The organism is Moraxella pluranimalium, from assembly GCF_002014825.1.
In the GTDB taxonomy this organism is placed as follows: Bacteria; Pseudomonadota; Gammaproteobacteria; order Pseudomonadales; family Moraxellaceae; genus Moraxella; species Moraxella pluranimalium.
In genome coordinates, this window is the sequence record NZ_MUYU01000016.1 from 1 (window position 1) to 23523 (window position 23523).

A 23523-nucleotide genomic window follows, 5' to 3' on the forward strand; every position below is an offset into this window, starting at 1 on the left:
TCTGCACTAAAGCTTCGTCTTGGTCGTCTCATGGTTTATCCTCATTTTTATGATATTGTACCACTTATTGAGGACTGCGGGATTAGTGTACCACTACACTTTGGGTATGGCTGATTTCACGGTACTTATCAAGGATTTGTTGTAGAGTGATAGGAGCTTGGGTAGTCATATAAAGTCCATATTAGATTTTAAAAATAGATGTTGCTTAGTATATCATAAATTCTTAATTGGTAATTACATGAAAAAATGACAAAAAAATAAGCTCACACTTGTGAGCTTATTTTCCCACAACCTTAACGGTTGGTTATTTTGTTATTAATCCATTCGGCGATTTCAGTTGCCACCCAAAGGGTTTTGCCACCGATTTTTACTTTCTTGGGAAAAGTTGCATCATAGCGTGGTGACTTTTTATTCATAATGTCGTAAATCGCCGAACAACTCATACAGGTATAAAGCTGTACTTCTTTGATTCTTAACAGTTTTGGAATGATGATGTTTACGCCAGTTCTTTCGTCTTGGATGATGTAATTGGTTAAAGCTGGATTGATGTTGGTCATATTAAAATCTCCTAGTTAATGGCAAAGATTGCTCTTCACATAACAAATGGCTTTCCCATATTTTTTAAAATCTTCCAAACTCTTCCAAAATCTTCCAATCTCAAGACACCGCACTCACGCTTCTTCGTAACCCCTGCTCAATCGACCAGCTCTCATTGGCAGGCTGATTGGCTTGAATCGGTGGATTTTCAACTGGATAGAACTCATCAACAATCTCACCACCTTCATCACCATCTACTTCAAAGGCAGAATTGGCATAGCCTTGTTTGGCGACTTCTTCCAAGGCTTGCTGGTTAAAACCGCTTTGCTGTTGCTCCTTAAAGATGGCTTGGGCGTTTTCAACCGCTTCTTTTAGGCTAAAACCGTCCTGCAAGGTCAAATCAACGTAGTAAATCGGCGTGCGATAGCTTTGAGCCGTGCTTTTACCCCTTATGGTTAATTGCAGTGGTAAGCAGGACAACAATCCCCCTGACACCGCATTAAAATAGCTAAGACGTGCCATAAGTGTGCGAATAGAGTTATAACCTGTGGTACGAAATACAAATGAGCCAAGCTCATCCAAATACTCATCATTGGCATTTAGATTGGTGTACAGCCTACCAAATAACTTGCAGTTACCGTTTTGTCCCAGTGGGCAACTTTCAGGACTTGGACAAGGCAAGTGCTCCACGCCGTTACTGGTTCGTCTTTGACACGTCTCACCATTACCGACACAGATTGGTCTGCCTGTTTGTCTGTCAAACAAGGTGTACTCAGCTCGCAAGTTTAATTCAGGCGTATTAAACAACATTCGTACAGGGATTTGACGCAGTTTGCCGTTGGGGCTATGTTGGCGTAATTTGTCATCAAGCGGATGATTGACCCAGCCATCTTTGCCTTGGATTTGACTGGTAATGGTGAACTGGTCGTCTTTTTGCGGTAGGCGTTTACCGTTTTTCTCGACGACTTTACCAATGCTGATACGACCTAGAATCGGTGGGGTAATGGTTAAACCTTTAATCATGAGATTACTCCTTTTGGATAAAATGTGTGAATTGGTTAAACTGTTGGAACAAGTTTATTTGTAAAATAAAATCCCATGCTCTGCTTAGATACAGGGCATGGGATTTATGTCGCCAAAGTTAATTAAAACGCTTATTTGGCATGATTGATAACAAAGCGTCTGCTTCCTTGTCTGATTTGTGGATACTGCTCTAACAGCTCAGGCTTATCTTTTAGCAACGCCTTGCTGTCTAGGCTTACGCTGTCTTTGGACTTTTTCCAACTGATAGAGCCGTGGGCAAATGTGGCGATATCATGCTCATTCATAGCTTGGCAAAGCTGTTGCTTTAAATAGTCAAAACGAGCTTGGTGTTCATCAATCAAGCGTTTTTGTTCAAGCAGTTCGTCAAAATAATCGTTAAGTAAGAGATTGTCACTAAAATCAATCTCGCCTACACCGCTAGGACATAAAGCTTGTAAGGCTTTTTGGGCTGACTCACTGCCATCAGCAGGTGGAGCGATATCATCTTTAACATACTGCCAAAACTGACGTTCTTGTTTGATAATTTGCTCAATCAATACATCATCACGTTTGACTTCAAAGAGTCTAGCTTCATGACCGCCAAGCAACACGCAGACATGAGCCAGCTGTTTGCCAGTCACCGCTAATTGATGTTGCACCTGACAAGCAACATATAACGGTACACCATTTTGCCAAAGCTTCGCCCCATGTATGCCAGCGGTTTTGATTTCTAACACACCCACATCAGGGTTGCTCACCGCATAGTCCAAATTGGCAAGCATAAACTCGTGTTCAGGGTGCTGTAACACGGCATTGACACGGCGGACTTTATTGCCCGTTTTGGCGGTGTAGTATTTGGCAACCAAGGGTTCTAACTGCTTACCCCAGTACAGCGGAGCATAGCCATCTACTGGTGTTTGACTAGGCTCGGTACGACCTGTTTTAATCAGCCACAATTCAAGTAACGACATATATGGATTCACTCCGCATACGGTGGGGGCATCGCTACTGCCAATGCCCTGCTTTCTAACATCTAGCCATTCTTGGTGGCTTAAGTCTTTGGTATCGACTAGACGGATTGGCTTGCCCAAATTCACAGATTTCACGCTTTTGCCCGCTTTGGCGATTGGATAATCTGATTTTAACGCCACAATGCCAGTAGGACTGCTGTTTGTTTGTGCGTTTGGTTGAGATAAAGTTGGATTCATAAAAAGACTCCATTAGTTAAAATGATTGGTAATGTTAAAAATACAATCCGTGCCTTGATGCACGGTTTAAACACACGGCATAAAAAAACCACGTCCCCTGCTGGGAACGTGGTTGTTACAACAAGAACAGTATCGGATAAATTGCTTTAAGCACCATCAAAAGCAAATGATTAAGATTAAGCCACTAACCGCATGGCTTCTTCCAAGCCCTTTTGCTTTAAACTCGCCCCTGTGCCGAACCAAGCAGAATCAAGTCTATGGTCGGTGGACATGGCACGACGTTCATGGTCTACAAACTCAGTCATCGCACATAAAAGCCCATACGCCGTATCTTTGGCGGAGTCTAGTTCAGCCCCACGTCCTTGACCATTAAACATGGTTAGGATTTGATTCATGGCTTTGGCATTAGGAACGGCTTGTCCAGTTTTCTTGGACGTTGGAAACACAATTAGCCTATCATCCACATCATTAAACACACGGTTTAAATAACTCACCGCTTCGGCTTGGCTCACACGTCGCTCGGCAAGCTGTTTCATTTGGTAATTATGCTCATCCCACTGCTTAATGGAAATACCCAACTGGTTTTTGACCTTTTCAGCATCAAACACTGTGCTGTGTGGCACTTTGACCACACTACCGCTTTTATCAGCTAAGCTGATGGCAAGCGTGTTATTGCACACCACTCGAATGGACGTAAATTGAGCAGTAGTTGCCAATGTGCCATCACAAGCGGTTGCTAGTAAAATATAGCCATGACTAACATCGCCACCTTTTAAGGTAACTGACTGCCCTGTACGAGCCAACGCCCAAAACTTACGCCCACCTTTTAATACGCCAGCGGTTTCTAATTCAAAGTCAGCTTTTTCGGTCAAATCTCGATAAAACTCCAAGATTTGACGTGGCTGAACTTCTTGATACCGCTGAGATACCACGGACAGCGGTTCAAGCGTATCTGAGCGATACAAGACTTTATTATCACTAAACGGCATAATCAAATCACCACCTTTGTCATTATGAGCATAATAACTGACATCCGATGATTCAATCGTCCAGTCCATACCTGCTTGTTTTGCCCATACTTCAATGGGTTGTTTGGGGGCAAGCTGGCTACCTAGACCGTGCCAAGGGGTGTCACCAACGTATGCCATAGTTTCTACTAAATGTGCCATATAAGACTCCTTTAAATATCAATACTAGAAAATGGTTCTGATGGGGTTTTATTGAACTCACCATCATGAATAGTCGTGGGTTTAAAGACATTTTGGCAGTTAGAGCAATAGTACAAATCTTGCCCAACATTGCCCAATAGCGATTTACCACTTGATGTCTGTTGCCAAATACTAAACCCAACACCAAAAAGCGTGCCAACCGCCATGCCAATCATGGGATTCACCTGACAATTCTTACAGATTTTTACACCCACGCTTGCAAGCACTGTGGGCGAAAACACGGTTTGATTGAGCGACTCAGGAAAATTAAGACTTGCCCCTTTAACAGGATAGACCTGAGTTGAGTAGCATTTATTGCAAAATGGTTTCATACAAAACTCCATTGGTTAAAAATTTACGGCATAAAAAAAGGGCTTGCCTTTATGGTAAGCCCTTGATTCAATTAAGTATTATAGATTTGAAAAAGTTTTGATATGAACATTTAATTTAAGCCACGGCGTTTCTTTGACTTAAATATACCTTTGCCAAATGTACGCATATTAGGCAGTTTAGCAAGTAACATTTGATTGTCCTTTTCAGGATTGACGAGATAGCCTGCCACGTTTAACGCATTCTCTACTTCCATTGGATTATTGCGATGTATCATACCTACCCCCAGTTTACCCATATCAGCAAAACGTCTTTTATAATCAGCTGTGTGACAATTAAAATGACAACCCACTTTATCTGTTAGTCGTTGCCAAACTTTGCCAACTTCATCAGCCAAATAATAATCCTTTTGACGTTTTGAGCCATCATACATCAGCAATAAGTGGCAATGATAGCCCTTATCCGCCCCTTGCTCTAACGCCCAAGCGTAGCCCTGCAAGTCACGAAAACAAGTATCACCATTACTGATGCGTTTTAATAATAACTTCATGTGATTATTCACATCAGCAACATCCATCAAATGCTGAGATGCTTTTGGATAGCCCAAATCAACACGAACAAACAACAATCGTGAATAATGACTAATCACAGACTCCACATAACTTATCAGAGTTTGGCGGTTTGTTAGCTCCTGTTTTCGCCAGCTGATAATTTCGGTCTCAATTTCATGCTTAGATTCATACAGCACATCTAAAAACAGCCCTGCATCAAAACTCATCATAAAGCTGTCTTGACTATAACCTGTTTGACAGCTTTGCTCGTAAGCATACAGAAAAACTTCGATGCTTATACTGAATTGATAATTTATCTGATTGTTAAAATATATCCAAAATCGCTCATGACAATCTTTAATCAAAAATTTACAATAAGCAATCTCTTGCCTTCCTGAAATTAGGTCTAAAACCAATTGATGAATATCAAACAAGATTTGACTAGGGGTTTGATGATTGGATTGATTGAACATTTTCTGTTACTCCTGCTTGGTTGATTGAAAGGTTCATAACAGTGTGGTGTTCAATGTTTTTTTACAGTTTGGCATTGACTGATTGGTTACAGCATAGGATAGATGATTGAATGATGATGATAAGTTAGACTAAATAGCAAGGATAGTGAGTATAGATATATTTAATTATACTTGATTAGATTAATAACCAACTAGCATGGCTAGTGAATTGTGTTGATTATGGCTAGTGAACACTAAGAACTTTAACTGGCACACAGCAAATCACAAAAGAGAAAGTTAGTTTTTTCTCTAACTTCGAATAATCAGATAGAAAATAGGCTTAAAACCAGTATTTTCGGTTATTTAACCAAAATAATATCTACGTAATATCTACGTAAAAATCTCAATAAATACATATAAAATACACTTAATATCTATAAAATACTCTTGTAGTATCTACTAATATAATCGTATAATGAGTCGGATTAATGACTAAACTAAGGAGAATATCTAAATGTCAAATTCACTATATAAACAAATATCGGATTGGGTCGAAGGTTTAAACTACAGAAGAATAGTTTTTGCATTAAGTATGGCTGAAATAATGTTTGATGAACGATTTGATTTAAGAACAGATAAAGACTACCTCTTGGTGATTTTGCAAAAACGCATTAAGGATGAGGAAGAATTGCGTGATTTAAAATCTAGAGTAATAGAAAATTCAGTTCCAGATGACTGCGTAGATTGGGTTCATCGGAGTAAAAGGCATGAGCTATGGTTTGCAAATCATGAGGAAATACTTAATACATTCTCCAATATTAAGACTGACATTCTCCCAAACTATTTCAAAAATCTAATATGCGAGATTGATTCATGCCACCGTATAGACAATTGCAAACAAGTTGATTTTGACTTAAATTATAAAATTTATCTTTATAATAAAGTAAAGAAAGACTATGAATGTACATTGCAATATTTAAAACATTTTGATTGGATAAAAAAAGATGATGAAAATTTATTAAACTGGTGTTTGGGTTACTTGGACAATAAACGCCTTCTGCCAAAGTACGGGCTGACTTACCCTGATAACTTAGCCGATAAATACGATGTTATTATGGTAAGCATCCAATTGACTTGGAATTATTCTTACTATACAGAATACCAAATATTCAAAGAAAAAATGCACAAAGCATGGACTCAAAAAAAATGGCGAGATAAAAAGGATACGGAATCAGCTTTAGAGTATATTTTATCAAGAAAACAATTTCTCAAAATGTTAGAAATTTCTGACAAACATAAATCTAAGCCGATTGACGTTTTAAACAATTGGATTGATGCAGAATATAAAAAACTAGACTAGATATTAACCCCACGCCTTTTTAGTTCATCAATCAGGGCTTGGGTCTCCATATTTACAATAGACGCTTGTTCTTGCTTTAGGTTATTTTCAAGGGTTTGCCGAGCTTGCTGAAAGTTTGGCACTCTCCCTGTATCTCGAAGTAAGTCCAAAAAGTCCGCCCATACCTGCATGATTTTACGGCGCTCTTCTAAATGCTGAGCATGATTATAAACTGCTCTAATCGTGGTTTTGTTATCATGTGCAAGTTGTTTTTCAATGGCATCACCCATGTAGCCAAGCTCGTTCAGATTGGTTGAAGCAATATGCCGAAAGCCATGCCCTGTTTGCTTGCCAGCATAACCTAGAATATCCAACGCATTATTGATAAACTCTTCACTGTACGGCTGATGAGTACCTGTATTAAAAAACACGTATTCATACCGACCTGTGATTTTTTTCATTTGCTCAAGAATTTCAAGCATTTGCCGAGATAATGGCACGACGTGCTTACGAGCGACTTTTAGATTATCAATATCCACACGCCACAATTTATTTTCAAAATCAATGTGTTCCCATTTCATCATACGCAGTTCAATCGTACGGCAAAACGAGTATGCCAAAAACATCATACCAAAACGTGTTTGCTCATGCCCATGATAATTATTGATAGCCTGCAACAAGGCTGGCAATTCTTCCAAAGCAACGTGCTTCATGTGCTGAGTCTTGCCTTTGGGATACAAGGCTTTTAAATCTTCGGCAGGATTAACCGTAATCAATCTCTCCATTTTGGCACGCTTGAAAATGTTGTTTATTAAATCAATCGTCCGTCTCGTTACTTCTCGTGGTGGCGAGCCATCGCTATGTTTGCGACTATCTATGCTACTTGCCATAGACTTGCAGTCATCAAAGGTGACTTGCGTTAAACCAATACCTTTAAAAGATGGTAAAACATCCTTGTGTAAGCGATTGTAGTCTTGTTGATAGGTTCTTGGCTTTACGGTAGTTTTACGCTCTTCTAGCCATTCTAAGGCATAATCGTTGAACAACTTAATGTTGGAATTTTTGGCTTTTTCTAGGCGTTTTTCGTTTTTTGGGTCTAAGCCTCTAGCAAGCTGAGAGCGAATTTCAGCATTAAGCTGACGTGCCTGAGCCAGTGAAATCTCAGGGTATGAACCAAGAGTCATTACCTGTTGCTTGTTGTGAAAACGATAAGCACTAATCCAAGACTTTGTGCCAGTTGAACGCACCCACAACTGTAAGCCATTGGCATCAGAGTGTTTATCTGGGCGATTGGCAGTACAACGCTCGCTTGGTTTTAAGTTTTTGACTTTGGTATCTGTTAGCATCACGAACCCTTCTGACAAGGTTAAAAAAAGGCTATACCAACACATTGACAAAAATTTGAGAAAAACATTAAAAAATAGTCATTTTTGTTGGTATAGAACTAATTATATACCAACAAATATACCAACACAATCTTTGGCTAGGTTAGAAAACCTTAGGAATATTTAGGAAATTTTGCGCATAAAAAAACAGCTCAAAGGCTGTATTTATAAGGGTTTGATGATGGTTTTGGAAAATCTTGGAAATCGTTGAAAAGTAGATTTGGCGGAGACGGAGGGATTCGAACCCTCGATACGCTATTAACGTATACACACTTTCCAGGCGTGCGCTTTCGACCACTCAGCCACGTCTCCAAAGGTGGCTATTATACTAAGTTGTCAGCCAAATTGCAATAATACTTATCTTAATTGTATATTTAGGCATCAGGTAGTCTTGCCATCCAAATCGCCACCAAAATAGCCACCGCTGCCATCACATAACCCAGCCACAGCCAATCATCAGGCAACCGCACAAACATCACCACCGTCGATGCCGTCATCATCAGCCACGCCAGATACTTGGCAAAGCGTGGCATCGCTCGACGCTCTTGCCAATCGGTGAGCATCTTGCCAAAGATACGATGCGACATCAGCCACGCATAAAACCGCCGTGAACTTCTCGCCCAGCAATAGCCCGCCAGCAGTACAAACACCGTCGTCGGCATCCCCGGCACAATCACGCCAATCAGCCCAAGCACCAAAAACACCACGCCCAAGCCAAAAAATACGCCACGCATGAGCGTATTTTTGTGAATCAGGCTGTCAGCAGGTCTTTTCATAGTCTGTAGCATATCAAAATCCAAAAGCGGTAAGCAATGATTAGTCGGCATATCTTGGATAAATTGGCACGATGTGCACTCAATACACACCCAATACCAAGTTATTATGATTATTTTAACCAATCATCCAAAGAGTAGATAATCAATAAAATCAATCATTGACATTGGCATACAGCCCCCTTACCACTTTGATGGGTATTCTTAGGAATGGGTTATGGTATCATGCCAACTTTTTCTTGTAAATACTAATGATTATCATTAATTATCTTATTTACAAATTGGGCGAAATCTGTTACCTTATTGCCAAAAAAATTGGCACACAAGCCAAAACCATCCATGACCATCAAAAAGGAGACAAGCGCATGACATTGACCGAAGCACTCAAAGAACATTCACGCACCACCCATGACAGCGTCGATAACCTTGTGATGTCGATGCAGCCATTTGCATCATTGGATAATTATCGCAAATTTCTACAGGCGCAATACGCCTTTCACCAGACCGTCAATCCCATCTACCACAACGAAGCACTTGCCCAGCGTATCGATGGCTTAGCCACGCTTGCTCGATTTGAACGGGTCAAATCAGACATGGCAGATTTGCAAGTGACGCCCTTTACAGGCGAACTACCTAGCCCAAGCTTTAGCGATGATGAAGCCATCGGCTGGCTGTACTGCGTCGAAGGCTCAAATGTCGGCGCGGCGATTTTGTACAAAGAAGCAGGTAAAATTGAGCTGTCTGATGAGCATGGTGCAAGTCATTTGGCGGCGCACAGCGATGGTCGTATGGCACATTGGCGAGCGACCAAAGCCCAAATTGATACGCTTGAAACTGCTGACAACAAAGCTGCCGCCCTAAAAGGCGCTGATGATGCCTTTGCGTATTTTAAGCAGGTCATCCGTGCCATTTATGGTGAATAAGTCCGCCAAGCCACACCCGATGGCTGTCAAATCACAGATAGCCATCGGGTTTAACATTTATCCACTTACAAAGCTGTCATGATGTGCTAAAATGAGCTAATTTTGTTTAGCGAATATCATCATTATGAGCCTATTTACCCTTGCCCAAAATCTTGTCCCCCAACAAGCCCTAAGCGAATTGGCAGGCAGTCTTGCCAAAAGCCAAAACCCATATGTCAAAAAAGCGCTAATCCACAGCTTCGCCAAAGCCTATGGCATCACGCTCGATGACTATGAGCGTGGCTCGCTCGATGACTATGCCAGTTTTAATGACTTTTTTACTCGTGAATTAAAAGACAACATCCGCCCGATTGATGACGATGAAAATAGCATCATCTGCCCTGCTGATGGTACGGTGTCGCAAGCAGGCGACATTCACCACCAAGCCATCTTACAAGCCAAAGGCCGTGATTATGAAGTCGGTCAGCTATTGGCTGATTATGATGATGGACAGTATTTTATTGATGGCAGTTTTGCGACGATTTATCTGGCACCGAGCAACTATCACCGTGTACATCTGCCTTTTGATGGCAAGCTGATTGCCACTCGCTATGTACCAGGCACGCTCTTTTCGGTGAATAATGCCACTGCCGAGTCAGTACCTGATTTGTTCGCGCGCAATGAACGCTTGGTATGTCTGTTTGAAACTGAGTTTGGTCGTGCTGCGGTGGTGCTGGTCGGTGCGATGATTGTGGCGGGAATCGAATGTGTCGCGACTGGTCAAATTCGCCGTACGCCGTACATTCAGTATCGCACGCATGATATGGATATGAAAAAAGGCGATGAGCTTGGCAGATTTTATCTGGGCTCGACAGCGATTGTTGTATTGCCAAAATCAGCAGGCAACACTTGGCTTGATGGCATCACTCATGGTCAAAAAGTAGTGATGGGTCAAGCCATCGGCACATTGTCAAAATAAGGATAAGTCATGACAGCGGTACTGATTGACACCCTAAAATCCATCGTCGGCAAAGAGTATGTACTGACCCAAGATGGCGATATGCGTTGGTATAATCAAGGCAGACGTTTTGGTGCAGGCAAAGCCCTATGTGTGGTTATTCCTGCAACGCTTTTAGAACAATGGCAAGTGCTAAAAGCCGTGGTTGAAGCGGATTGTATTATCATCATGCAAGCAGCAAATACAGGGTTAACAGGTGGTTCAACGCCCTATGGCGACTATGACCGTCCTGTGGTGATTTTAAGCACTCGCCGTTTAACAGGTATTCAACCCATTTTAAATGGTGAACAAGTCGTATGTTTACCGGGGGCAACCTTAGATGCTTTGGAAAAAACGCTTGCACCCTTTAACCGTGAACCGCATTCGGTGATTGGTTCATCGTGTATTGGTGCATCAGTATTGGGCGGTGTATGTAATAATTCAGGTGGTGCACTCGTCCGTCGGGGGCCTGCCTATACCGAACTTGCCCTATATGCCAAAGTCAATGAAGATGGACAATTACAGCTCATCAATCATTTAGGGATTGATTTAGGAGAAACACCTGAAGAAATCCTAACACGATTACAAAATAATGATTACCAAGTGCATGAGTGCTGTCAAAATCACGGACGCACAGCATCTGATAAGCGTTATGCCCACGATGTCCGCCAAGTCGATGCAGACACCCCTGCTCGTTTTAATGCTGACCCAAGCCGATTATTTGAAGCATCAGGTTCGGCAGGGAAAGTGTGTGTGTTTGCGGTGCGTTTAGATACCTTTGAAAAAATTCCAAGCCGAGTATTTTATATCGGCAGTAATGACCACAATGATTTAACCGAAATTCGCCGTTACTTATTAACCGAGTTACCACGCTTGCCGATTGCAGGGGAATATATTCACCGTACCGCCTACGATATTGGGGCAAAATATGGCAAAGATACCTTTTTATTTATTGAAAAATTTGGTACAGCTAAAGTTCCACATGCCTTTGCTTTAAAAGATAAAGTCGATGGTCTTTGTGAAAAATTACATATTAAAGGGCTAACTGACCATACGCTACAAGCGATTACCAGTTTAATGCCTTCGCATTTGCCAAAACGTATGAATGAGTTTCGTGATTTATACGAACATCATTTAATTTTACGCATTGAACACCAAGATGTCGAAACGGTCGGACAATTTTTAACAGAATATTTTGCCAAACATACGACAGGCAATTATTTTTTATGTGATGATGAAGAAGGTCGTAAGGCATTTTTACACCGTTTTGCGGTTGCAGGAGCGGCGATTCGTTATCGTGATACCCATCGCAATGAAGTGGAAGACATTGTTGCTTTAGACATTGCCCTACGCCGTAATGACCGTGATTGGGTCGAAACCTTGCCTGAAGAGATGGAAAAAAATATTATCCATAAATTGTATTATGGACATTTTATGTGCCATGTGTTCCATCAAGATTATATTGTGAAAAAAGGCATAGACCCGCTGGCAATGGAGCATGAAATGTGGAAATTGTTAGATGAGCGTCGTGCAGAGTATCCTGCTGAACATAATGTTGGACATTTGTATGTGGCAAAACCAAGCCTAAAACAACATTATCAAGCCCTTGACCCAACTAATCAATTTAATGTGGGCATTGGACATACATCCAAGAAAAAACATTGGGCTTAAAGTAAAACAAACAAATCACCCGACGGCAGTGCTATCGGGTGATTTGTTTGAAGTTGGGTGAGTTTGGATAATTAGCCAATCACACCCAAAAAACCTTGCAAGATGGCGACATTCATCAAATCCACAAAGAACGCACCCACCATCGGCACAATCAAAAATGCCTTATGCGATGGTACATAACGGTCGGTGATGGCCTGCATATTGGCAATCGCTGTCGGCGTCGCCCCAAGACCAAAACCACAATGACCTGCCGCCAACACGGCTGCATCGTAATCCTTGCCCATGATGCGAAATGTCACAAAATACGCATAAGCAATCATCACAACCGTCTGCACCGCCAAGACCACAAGGATTGATAAGCCTAAGTCCGCTAGCTCCCACAGCTTGAGCGACAACAATGCCATCGCCAAAAATAGCGACAACGCTGCGTTACCAAAGACATCGATGGCACGGTCAAACATGTCAAAGTTGAAAAAAGTGGTCAAAGTATTGCGAATCACCACACCGCCGAACAACGCCCACACAAAGGTCGGTAGCTCAAACCAAGTGTCTTTGGCGATGCCTGTCATGATATCAGCAAAGGCCAAACACGCCGCAAACAGTGCCAGCGTCTCAATGGTCGATGATGCGGTAATCAAGCGGATATTGTCAGGACGCTCGAACATTTCTTTGTGCGCAGTATCGTCATCGATGTTGTGCTTGGTGCTGTATAGCGACTGACTGTCCGCCACTTCTTCGACGGCTGAGCGATTTTCTTTTTCTTCGGTTGGCTTCATACCCAGATTGGTGATGAGTCGCTTGGCAACAGGGCCGCCGATGATACCACCTGCCACCAGACCATAGGTTGCACAAGCGATTCCTAGCGTGGTTGCACCGATGACGCCGTATTTATCTTCAAAGGTCGCACCCCACGCCCCTGCCGTGCCATGACCACCGGTCAAAGAAATCGAACCTGCCACCAAGCCCATCAACGGGTCTAGCCCGAGCGCTGACGCCACGCCGACACCGACAGCATCTTGGACGATGATAAATCCTGACACCACCACCAAAAACACAAGCAGTGGCTTACCGCCTGCCTTTAGGCGACCAAAATCTGCCGACAGACCGATGGATGCAAAGAACATCAGCATACACGCTGTTTGTAGCTCTTTTTGGAAAGTAAAGCTATAGCCAAACATAGCGTTCAGCGCATAGACGATGGCAGCAGCAACTAAGCCACCCGCCACAGGTTCAGGGATATTAAAATCAGATAAAAACTTGATGCGCTTGACCATCACTTTACCCAGCAATAGTACCATCGTCGCCAAAATCAGCGTATAGTAGCCGTTGAGTGTAATTTCCATACAACCCTCCTTTAACTAGTCATCACACGCCTGCCGAAATCAAGCCCGACAAACCATGATTAATAAGACAATCAGAATAATTATCACAATGCTCATGACATCATGAAAAGACTCTTATAATTATAAGTCATTTTTGGGATAAATTGGGCAAAATTTCTGATAATATCCCATTGATTTGTAAAATTATTTTATTATTAGCTTAAAATTGCTCAAAATTTAATCAATTTTATGCAAATTTCCCATAGGGTTATTTATAAGTTATCCATGTAAATAATGATAACCCAAAACAAAACCCCAAACCACCACAGGTGATTTGGGGTAATGAGTTGCTCTGTTATTAATTCATGCTTAACGCAAGAACGCACGAGCATTGCGGAATAGACGCATCCACGCACCGTCGTTTTGCCACTCATCAGGTTTCCACGAGTGATTGACCGCACGCAAGGTACGCTCTGGATGTGGCATCATCAAGGTCACACGGCCATCATTACTACAGATACCCGTCACACCCTCTGGCGAGCCATTCGGGTTCAGCGGATAATGCCCGGTTGGATTACCTTGACTGTCAACATAACGCAGGGCAATCTGGCCATGACGCGCCAGTTCTGCCATTGATTTGTCATCCAAATCGGCATAGCCTTCACCGTGGGCGATGGCGATTGGCAAGATGCTGTCTTGCATACCTTTTAGCAGGACGGATTTGGTACGTTCAACACGGACATTGACCGTGCGTGCTTCAAAGCGAGCTGATTTGTTCGCTCTAAAGCGTGGGAAATGCTCAGCGCCGACCATCAAGTCCTTGAGCTGACTCATCATCTGACAGCCATTACATACACCTAGTGCAAAGGTCTCAGGACGATGGAAGAAACGAGCAAACTGCATACGCAGCTCATCATGGAATAGCACCGAGTTTGCCCAGCCTGAGCCTGCACCCAGCACATCACCATAGCTAAAGCCGCCACACGCCACCAAGCCTTCAAAATCACGCAGATTGATACGACCGCTCATCAAGTCGCTCATATGTACATCGATAGCATCAAAACCTGCACGCACAAAGCCTGCACCCATCTCAAGATGACCATTGACGCCTTGTTCACGCAAGATGGCGACTTTTGGTAGGCTCGTACGGCTGTTGATATATGGTGCTTCAACCGCCAAATCCAGGTCAAAATTGGCATCAGCAATCAAACCATGATGGTTGATGTCGCTGATGAGTGCAAATTCTTGGTCGGCACACGCAGGATTGTCACGCAGGCTTTGGATGGCATGGCTGACTTTTGCCCATTCTTGTTGTAGCTCACTACGCTCAAAGGCAAGCTGTACGCTTGGCGTGGTGATGGTCAATTTATCCACACCTGCACCACCTGCCGGCGTTGCTTTGGCATCACCGATTAGGCTTGTTAACGCTGATACGCCATGCTCTGCCGCCAATGCCACAAAGGCATCGACATCTTCAGGCAATACCTGTACCACCGCACCCAGCTCTTCGGCGAATAGCTGACCCAATAGATTGTCATCGCTTAGGGCAAGATTTATCGCCATACGGCTAGCAAACTGCATCTCAGCCACTGCCGCCACAAGGCCACCATCACCGATGTCATGATAAGCCTTAATCACGCCTGCTTTGGCAGCCGCTTGGATAAAGGCGAAGAAATTGGCAAGGTCAGATGCGCTGTCCAAATCAGGGCAATCATTACCCAGCTGGCTCAATGTCTGCGCAAAAATCGAACCGCCCAGACGCAGCTTGCCGCCTGACAAATCAATGCGATACAGCACCGAATCGCTATTGACGAGCGCAGGGGTCAGCGTACCTGCGACATCTTGGACAGGGGCAAAGGCAGTGATAATCAGACTCATCGGCGAGCTGACTGACTTATCCACGCCATCATCTTGCCAGTTGGCTTTCATAGATAGGCTGTCCTTGCCCACAGGGATGGTGATACCAAGCGCAGGGCATAGCTCTTCGCCGACTGCGTGTACTGCATCAAATAGTGCGGCGTCTTCTTTTTCGTCGCCACAGGCTGCCATCCAGTTAGCCGATAGGGTCACATCGCTAATCTTGGCAATGCGGGCTGATGCGATATTGGTCACTGCTTCACCAACCGCTAGGCGAGCTGATGCAGTTGGGCTGATCAATGCCACAGGCGCACGCTCACCCATTGCCATCGCTTCACCTGTGATGGCGGTTAGGCTCGTGCTCGTCACCGCACAGTCTGCCACAGGCACTTGATAGCGACCCACATACTGATCTTGGGTCACCATACCAGTGATTGAGCGGTCGCCAATGCTGATTAGGAATGACTTGCTGGCGACCGTTGGGTGGCGCAGGACATCTTTGATACTCGTTGCCAAATCCACTGATGAGACATCGAGCGCACGCAGTTCATTATCACGACGGCTAAAGCTGCGCTTCATCTTTGGCGTACCACCAAGCAGTACTTGCATTGGCATATCGACAGGTTGCTCTGGCAATAGGCTGTCATCGACTTGTAGCTGACGCACCGCAGTCGCCGTACCCAAGATGGCATACGGACAGCGTTCACGAGCACAGATGTCATCAAACAGCTTTTCGCTCTCAGGGCGGATGGCAAGCACATAACGCTCTTGGGCTTCGTTTGACCAGATTGCCATCGGCGACATACCTGCTTCTAGTGATGGCACTTTACGCAGATTCAGATGCGCACCCAGCTCATGATCATCGACAAGCTCAGGCATGGCGTTTGATAGACCGCCTGCACCGACATCGTGGATTGAGATGATTGGGTTGTTGTCATTGCCGTCTTTTGCCATCGCCCAGCAGGTATCGATGACTTCTTGACAGCGACGCTCCATCTCAGCATTATCACGCTGTACAGAGGCAAAATCCAAGCCTTCGTCCAGCTCGCCACTATCTACCGAGCTTGCTGCACCGCCGCCTAGACCGATTTGCATCGCAGGGCCACCCAGTACGATGAGTAGATCACCTTCTTGGATGGCATTTTTTTGTACTAGATTACGCTTGATATTGCCATAGCCACCGGCGATCATGATTGGCTTATGATAGCCACGCATTTGGCTGCCGTCTTGCTCGGCTGATGTATCAAGCTGAAAGGTACGGAAATAGCCGTTTAGGTTCGGGCGACCAAATTCATTGGCGAATGCCGCACCGCCCAATGGGCCTTCGATCATGATATCTAGCGCTGACGCCATGCGTGATGGCTTACCATAGTCAGCTGCTGATACTTTGCCTGATGTTTCCCATTTTTCAGGCATATTTGGCAAGTGCAGATGCGAGACGCTAAAGCCTGTCAAGCCCGCTTTTGGCTTACCGCCACGACCCGTTGCGCCTTCGTCACGAATCTCACCGCCTGCGCCTGTCGCCGCCCCTGCAAATGGGGCAATCGCCGTTGGGTGGTTGTGCGTTTCGACTTTCATCAAGATATCGACTTGCTCATTATGAAAGCCGTACTGCGCTTCGCCAGCGTCGTTTTTGGTTGGATAAAAACGCTCGGCAACAAAGCCTTCCATCACCGCTGCATTATCTTTATAAGCTGATAGGATGCCTTCAGAGTGTTTTTCGTGGGTATTACGAATCATCTTGAACAGTGATTTTGGCTGAACTTCGCCATCAATCGTCCATTCGGCATTAAAAATCTTATGACGGCAATGCTCAGAGTTGGCTTGGGCGAACATCATCAGCTCGACATCAGTCGGATTGCGACCTAGCTTGCTAAAGTTTTCGACCAAATAATCAATGTCTTCGCTTGATAACGCAAAGCCAAATTCGGTATTGGCAGACGCCAGTGCATCACGACCTTTGCCCATGATATCGACCGTGCTTAGGTGCGCAGGCTCGCCATCGACGAACAAGGCTGACACATCACCAAGCTCATACACGAGACTTTGGGTCATGCGGTCATGCAAGATGGCTTCGGCAGCAGGCGGCAGGCGACTTGGCAGATTCTCGCCGGTCAAGGTATAGACCACCACACGCTCGACACGGTGGATATTGACACCGCAGTTATTAAAAATATCAGTCGCCTTAGACGCCCATGGGCTAATCGTGCCAAAGCGTGGCGCAACCACCACTTGAATTTGATTATCACCAGCACTCACCAAAGCAGGCGCTTGACCTTGATTCAATAGATCCAATGCTTTTTTGTGGTCTGTATCAGACAATGGCGCATCAAATACATAAACCTGCTGACTGCTCAATGCACTCACACTCAGATTGGCCTTGTCTTTGAGCTGTTCGGCTAATTTTTGTGCTTGAAAATCGGTCAAAAAACCCAAACCGGCGATGGTGCTCATCATGGTGTTTACCCTTGCAAAAGACGCCACTAAAAACTGGCAAAATGATCAGAAATAAATACCGTCTATTATAACAGAAAATTAAGGCAAATTTTCTGACAAGTGATAAAAAGGACGAAAATTTCAGCGTTTTCGTCCTTCGAGCTCTGACAATCGATCAAAGATTGATGGTCAAAATCAGTTTAATTATACGGATTATAAGCCTTTGCTTCGCTTAGCACTCGCTCATCTTCGATGATTTTATCCACCAAAGCATTGATCTTGGCAGGCAAACCCACCATATAGGCACGAGCTTCTTTTTCGCTCTTAAATTCTAGGTTGTCGCCTTCTTGGAGTTTTTTGAGCTGTTCACGCAGTTTTGTGAGCTCTTTTCGGTCTTTTTCAATTTGGCTCTCCAAGCGGTTCATATTGTAGCCATAGTTATTGGCACGGGTCAGCACATCCAAAAGCTCGCTTGGGCAGACGCTATTGAGACGACTACCACTTCTGCCAAGTCGATAGGCATTGGCGGTGGTGCAGTAGCTTTGCAGTCCTGCTTGGCGACCTTGTTCCCACACATCACGGTCAGGCGTGATACCCACTTTGGCACACGCTTTGGCATGGCTGGCAAGGCGACTCCAATCATGCCCACTGCTGCCATCTTTAGCACCGACTTGATACCAATCAGCCACTTGGCATTCTGCCTTTGACATCGTCGCACAGCCTGCCACCATCAGTGATGACGCCACAATACCCAAAATCACACGCTTCATAATCTATCCTTACCATGAGTGAATGAATGTTTATCTATTAAGTTTATCCCAAAATTTGCTCACATCCAAGCAAATTTTTGTTAAGCATTTGTTGAAGTCGCCTTAGTCGTTTGGGCGGTATTTTGTGCAATCAACTCATCCAATGCCACACCTTGTAAGGCATCAAGTGCATCGAGTGCATCAATCAGTGCACGATAGGCAGGACGCATGGCGATGAACTGACTGGCGCTCGCATCCGTCATATCAGCTCGGCATTTTTGTTCAAACTCTTCGGACGATGCACGCAGTCGTGGTACGCCTGCATAGCGTGATGCACCCACCATGCGATGGCTAATCTCGGCAAGCTTGGCACGATCTCGATCCGCCCAAGCACGCTCGAGTGCTTGTTTTTCGTTATCCGCCCCATCGATAATCATACCAAGTAGCTTCATCGCCAAATCAGGCTTATTCGCCGAACGCTCAAGCGCATCCGCCCAATCAATATCCCGTCCAGCATCAGCCGTCACAGCCAGCTCATCCACCGCCACAGGCTCAAACTGCACCGTCTGCTCAGCAGGCTCAGGCATATCATCACGACTACGACCGAGCCATTTTTGTAGTGTCTGCACAAGCTGTACTTGTCCGATTGGCTTACCCACATAGTCATTGAGCCCTGATGATACCAAGCGGTCTTTTTCGTCCGACAAGCCATGCGCCGTCAGCGCCACAATCGGCACAGGCTCAGATAAGTGCGCCTGCTCAATTTTGCGAATCTGAATCGATGCTTCAAGCCCCGACATTCGTGGCATCTGCACATCCATAAACACCAAATCAATCGGCGGACTTGCACCCGTGATGCTCTTAGTCATCATCTCAATGGCATCAAAACCACTGCCTGCGGTGACCACTTCAACGCCAAGCTCAGTCAATAGCGCATCGAGCACAAGCAAGTTTGGCAAATGGTCATCCACCGCCAAGATGCGTCTGCCGACAAATTTGGCTTGGCGAGACGATTGGTCATTGAGCAAGGTTTCATCTTGGTTGCACAGCATGGCGTACAATTGCCGCTTGTCCATCGGCTCATACAAAGCGTGCGTCTGATAGCGTTCGAGTAGCTGACTGTTCATGCCAACTTGATAACCATAACTGGCAAGCTTGCCTGTATATCTTAGGCGAATTTGGCGTAAAATTGCCCCGACATCATCTTTGGCGGCATCTTGACCGAAATTATCGACGATAACCCAGTCGTATTCGGTGTCTTTTTTATCCAGTTTTTCTAATAAATCAGCCAAACCGATTGCCACTGTCAGTTGTACTTTTGTACCGGCAAGGCTTGCTTTTAGCACCTGCAATGCTGGCGCATGGTTAATCCACACAAGCACCTGCATTGGCAAGTATAGCTTATCAGGCAATGGCGTCATCACATCGATGGCATCATCATTATCTTGGACACCTGTTGGCATCTCAAACCAAAAAGTCGCCCCCGTGTTGGCGATATTTTCGCTATGATTATCAAAAAATCCAATCGAGCCGCCCATCAGTAGGGTCAATTGCTTAGAAATTACCAAGCCAAGCCCCGTGCCACCATAGCGACGAGTGACGGACAAATCCCCTTGGCTAAAGCTTTGGAACAGCTGTGCTTTGTCGCTTTCGCTGACGCCTTTGCCCGTATCTTCGACCGCAATGTGCAAAAAGCCTGTTTTTTCGGCTAGGCTGACACGGACAATCACCCCGCCTGTATCGGTGAATTTGATGGCATTACCCACCAGATTTGTTAAAATTTGCTTAACACGTAAACTATCACCAACCACACGAGTTGGCACATCATGATAAAACAGCACCGCAAGGCGTAGGCGTTTTTCGAGCGCTGCCGGCGATAGCATATCCACGACATCATACACCGCTGCATACAGATCAAAGTCATGGCTATCAAGGGCAAGCTTACCTGCTTCCATCTTTGAAAAATCAAGCACATCATTGACTAGGGCGAGTAGATGCGCACTGGATTTTTTGATGGTTTGGACATATAAGTCCTGCTCGCTAGTTAAGCCTGCCTTACGAGCGAGTAGATTGATAAAGCCATCAATACTGTTGAGCGGTGTTCTTAGTTCATGGCTGATATTAGCAAGAAAAGCGGACTTAGCTTGGCTGGTTGAAATCGCCGCATCACGAGCGTTACGGATGGAGATATTTTGCATTTCCATCTCATCAAAGGCTTGTTGCAAATCTCGCTCAGTCTCTTCGGCATGGTTCTTAAGCTCAGTAAAGCTGACATCAAGCCGCTTAATCGCACGGCTAAAATCATCAATCAACAAAGCAAATTCGCCATCGGTGCGTAGTGTCGGCGTCTTGGAGAGATGTTCGGCATTGAGCCTTTGTAAGTACAGACGCATCTCATAAATCGGCGCAATCCATCGCTTAGAATAGATATTCAAAATCAGCAGTAGTAACAAAATGGTAATCAAGCCAGTAATCGCCAGTGCCAATGCCACTCGATAATAAGCAATGGTCAAAGGCGTCTTGTCCATATCGACAAACAGCCAATACCGCTTATTATTGAACAAAATCGGCATCCCATACGCCGTCCCCACAGGCGTCGCCATACGCATCACTTCTTTGGCATCGCTATCAAACACCCCCCACGGCGCATCCGACTGCATCCCTGTGGTAAATAGCATCTGCCCAAGCTCATCCATCACCGCCACACGCAGTACATGCTGATTGCGTGATTGTTGTAGTTGGTTGAGCCAATGCTCGCTGGTCGTCGTCGGATTGGGCTTGGGCGTGATGGCTTGTAGCATACCGCTGTCATCCATCTGCTCGATTTGCAGATTGAGCGATTCTTGGCTTTTTTCAAGGTCCATCAACAAAGGGCGCACAATCGGCTCATAGCGAACTAACGCCGCCTGCGCCAACGCATCTTGCTCGGATAAAATCGCACGGCGTGTCTCAACCATCACCAAATACGCCCCTGCCATCGCCAAAATCACAATCGGCAAAAACACCAATAAAATCAGCTGACCATAAGCGCTTTTGATACCAAAGCTTTTCTCGATTCGCATACTCTGTCCATCACAATAGATAAACGCACTATATCAAAAAATCATAAAAAAAGCACCATTTGTCTGTACCAACATCCATCATGACAAGTACTATGAATTTCTTTATAATGACTATAATAATCACAATTTATCAGCATCTAAGCATTCCAAAGAACCTATTAATGAGAAAGCCAATGACAATCACCACTCACCTAAACAATCCTGCTCTTATCCAACAAGCCTGCTATATAAACGGCTCTTGGGTCACTGCCCAAAGCGGCAAGACCATCGACATCGTTAACCCCTTTGATGGCTCACATCTAGGCGCTGTGCCTGATTTATCCGCTGATGAAGTACGCACTGCCGTCGATGCCGCCGAGATTGCCCAAAAATCTTGGGCGAAGCTCACCCCTAAGGCTCGTGGCGATATTTTACACAAATGGGCAGATTTGATTGATGCCAATATCGATGATTTGGAGGTCATCATGACCCTTGAGCAAGGCAAACCACTGAGCGAGGCTCGTGGTGAAGTGGCGTACGCTAACAGCTTTATCCGCTGGTTCGCCGAAGAAGGCAAGCGTGTCTATGGCGATGTCATGGCAGCCACCAACCCTGCCCTGCGTTACACTATTTTGAAGCAACCTGTCGGTGTCTGTGCCGCCATCACCCCGTGGAATTTCCCATCGGCGATGATTACCCGTAAAGCTGCCCCTGCCCTAGCAGCAGGCTGTACCATGATTGTCAAGCCTGATAGCCAAACGCCATTTTCAGCGATCGCCATGATGGTACTTGCCGAACAAGCAGGTCTGCCAAAAGGTGTCCTACAAATCGTCACAGGTGACGCCCCAACCATCGGTAGCGTACTGACCAAAGACGAACGCATTCATAAGCTATCCTTTACAGGCTCAACCGCTGTCGGTCGCCTGCTGATGGAGCAATGTGCCAGCACGGTCAAAAAACTCTCGCTAGAGCTCGGTGGCAATGCCCCGTTTATCGTCTTTGAAGATGCTGACCTTGAAAAAGCCGCCACAGGCTTAATCGGCTCAAAATACCGCAACGCAGGACAAACCTGTGTCTGTGCCAACCGCGTCTATGTGCAATCAAACATCAAAGATAAATTTTTAGAAATTTTTAAGGCAAAAGTCGATGCCCTAAAAGTCGGCAACGGCATGACAGCAGGCGTAGAAGTTGGGCCACTTATTAATGATAAAGCCTTGCAAAAGGTTGAGCATCTACTCAATGATGCCCTAGACAAAGGGGCAACGCTCATCACTGGTGGTGACAAAAACGATGCCAGTAAGCTCACCTTTAACCCCACCATCATCAGCAATATCACCCCTGAGATGGATATCTACCGTGAAGAGATTTTTGGCCCGATTGCCCCTGTGTTTGTCTTTGACACCGAAGAAGAAGTCATCGCTATGGCAAACGATACCATCTATGGCTTGGCGGCATACTTTTATACCAATGACTTGGGTCGCTCATGGCGAGTGTCTGAAGGACTAGAATACGGCATGGTCGCCCAAAACACAGGGCTACTATCCACCGAAGTCGCCCCTTTTGGCGGTGTCAAGCAATCAGGCTTTGGGCGTGAAGGCTCAAAATACGGCATCGAAGAATACATCACCACCAAATATTGGTGCGCTGATATTAGCTGAACCGCACGCCACCCAACAAAAAAACACCACCACATAGTGGCAGTGTTTTGTGTGTTTGCTTAGTAATGCGTATTACTTACGAAT

At 44.9% G+C, this 23523-nt stretch carries 17 protein-coding genes and 1 tRNA gene; 5 read left to right on the forward strand and 13 right to left on the reverse strand.

Going from position 1 to position 23523, the window contains the following annotated elements:
- Window positions 1-293 precede the first annotated feature (293 nt).
- The 6 genes from B0680_RS06910 to B0680_RS06935 form a co-directional block, all read right to left on the reverse strand.
- Window positions 294-557 carry a helix-turn-helix transcriptional regulator gene (locus tag B0680_RS06910; protein WP_078254372.1) on the reverse strand — a complete coding sequence of 88 codons (264 nt, stop codon included), beginning with the start codon at window positions 555-557 and terminating at the stop codon, window positions 294-296.
- Between the two features lie 100 nt (window positions 558-657).
- Window positions 658-1560 (reverse strand): recombination directionality factor, encoded by a 903-nt coding sequence (locus B0680_RS06915; RefSeq protein WP_078254373.1) that lies wholly within the window; start codon window positions 1558-1560, stop codon window positions 658-660.
- 131 nt (window positions 1561-1691) lie between these two features.
- Window positions 1692-2768 (reverse strand): YqaJ viral recombinase family nuclease, encoded by a 1077-nt coding sequence (locus tag B0680_RS06920; RefSeq protein WP_078254374.1) that lies wholly within the window; start codon window positions 2766-2768, stop codon window positions 1692-1694.
- A 176-nt stretch (window positions 2769-2944) separates the two neighbouring features.
- Window positions 2945-3937 (reverse strand): DUF932 domain-containing protein, encoded by a 993-nt coding sequence (locus B0680_RS06925; RefSeq protein ID WP_078254375.1) that lies wholly within the window; start codon window positions 3935-3937, stop codon window positions 2945-2947.
- A gap of 11 nt (window positions 3938-3948) precedes the next feature.
- Window positions 3949-4308: a hypothetical protein gene (locus tag B0680_RS06930; protein ID WP_078254376.1), complete on the reverse strand. Its 360-nt coding sequence runs from the start codon at window positions 4306-4308 to the stop codon at window positions 3949-3951.
- 110 nt (window positions 4309-4418) lie between these two features.
- Window positions 4419-5330, reverse strand: coding sequence for a YagK/YfjJ domain-containing protein (locus B0680_RS06935; protein WP_078254377.1), 912 nt, complete (start codon window positions 5328-5330; stop codon window positions 4419-4421).
- Window positions 5331-5823: 493 nt separating this feature from the next.
- Between B0680_RS06935 and B0680_RS06940 the strand changes: the two genes are divergently transcribed.
- Window positions 5824-6669, forward strand: a complete 846-nt coding sequence (locus B0680_RS06940) for a hypothetical protein (protein ID WP_078254378.1) — start codon at window positions 5824-5826, stop codon at window positions 6667-6669.
- Here the strand turns inward: B0680_RS06940 and B0680_RS06945 are convergent.
- The 3 genes from B0680_RS06945 to B0680_RS06955 form a co-directional block, all read right to left on the reverse strand.
- Window positions 6666-7994: a tyrosine-type recombinase/integrase gene (locus B0680_RS06945; protein ID WP_158078310.1), complete on the reverse strand. Its 1329-nt coding sequence runs from the start codon at window positions 7992-7994 to the stop codon at window positions 6666-6668. The two genes, B0680_RS06940 and B0680_RS06945, sit on opposite strands and share 4 nt — an antisense overlap.
- Before the next feature lie 260 nt (window positions 7995-8254).
- Window positions 8255-8345 (reverse strand) — tRNA-Ser (locus tag B0680_RS06950).
- 62 nt (window positions 8346-8407) lie between these two features.
- Window positions 8408-8821, reverse strand: a complete 414-nt coding sequence (locus tag B0680_RS06955) for a YbaN family protein (protein ID WP_078254380.1) — start codon at window positions 8819-8821, stop codon at window positions 8408-8410.
- Window positions 8822-9171: 350 nt separating this feature from the next.
- On the opposite strand from B0680_RS06955, the gene B0680_RS06960 reads away from it, so the two are divergent.
- The 3 genes from B0680_RS06960 (at window position 9172) to dld (ending at window position 12376) form a co-directional block, all read left to right on the forward strand.
- Entirely contained in the window at window positions 9172-9729 is a 558-nt protein-coding gene (locus B0680_RS06960) for a biliverdin-producing heme oxygenase (protein ID WP_078254388.1), read from the forward strand.
- Between the two features lie 124 nt (window positions 9730-9853).
- Window positions 9854-10687, forward strand: coding sequence for an archaetidylserine decarboxylase (gene asd, locus B0680_RS06965; RefSeq protein ID WP_078254381.1), 834 nt, complete (start codon window positions 9854-9856; stop codon window positions 10685-10687).
- A 9-nt stretch (window positions 10688-10696) separates the two neighbouring features.
- Window positions 10697-12376, forward strand: a complete 1680-nt coding sequence (dld, locus tag B0680_RS06970) for a D-lactate dehydrogenase (protein WP_078254382.1) — start codon at window positions 10697-10699, stop codon at window positions 12374-12376.
- 71 nt (window positions 12377-12447) lie between these two features.
- Here dld and gltS read toward each other — a convergent pair whose 3' ends face one another.
- From gltS to B0680_RS06990, 4 genes are all read right to left on the reverse strand, one after another.
- On the reverse strand, window positions 12448-13719 hold the full coding sequence (gene gltS, locus B0680_RS06975; protein WP_078254383.1) for a sodium/glutamate symporter: 1272 nt from the start codon (window positions 13717-13719) through the stop codon (window positions 12448-12450).
- A gap of 348 nt (window positions 13720-14067) precedes the next feature.
- A complete protein-coding gene (purL, locus tag B0680_RS06980; protein WP_078254384.1) occupies window positions 14068-18012 on the reverse strand; it encodes a phosphoribosylformylglycinamidine synthase in 3945 nt (1314 codons plus the stop codon).
- A 179-nt stretch (window positions 18013-18191) separates the two neighbouring features.
- Window positions 18192-18761, reverse strand: coding sequence for a DUF2799 domain-containing protein (locus B0680_RS06985; RefSeq protein WP_078254385.1), 570 nt, complete (start codon window positions 18759-18761; stop codon window positions 18192-18194).
- Window positions 18762-18841: 80 nt separating this feature from the next.
- Complete coding sequence (locus B0680_RS06990) at window positions 18842-21802, reverse strand: hybrid sensor histidine kinase/response regulator (RefSeq protein ID WP_078254386.1); 2961 nt, start codon at window positions 21800-21802, stop codon at window positions 18842-18844.
- 173 nt (window positions 21803-21975) lie between these two features.
- On the opposite strand from B0680_RS06990, the gene B0680_RS06995 reads away from it, so the two are divergent.
- The gene (locus tag B0680_RS06995; RefSeq protein ID WP_078254387.1) at window positions 21976-23439 is read left to right on the forward strand and encodes an NAD-dependent succinate-semialdehyde dehydrogenase; all 1464 of its coding nucleotides are present in this window, start codon (window positions 21976-21978) and stop codon (window positions 23437-23439) included.
- Window positions 23440-23523: the final 84 nt, after the last annotated feature.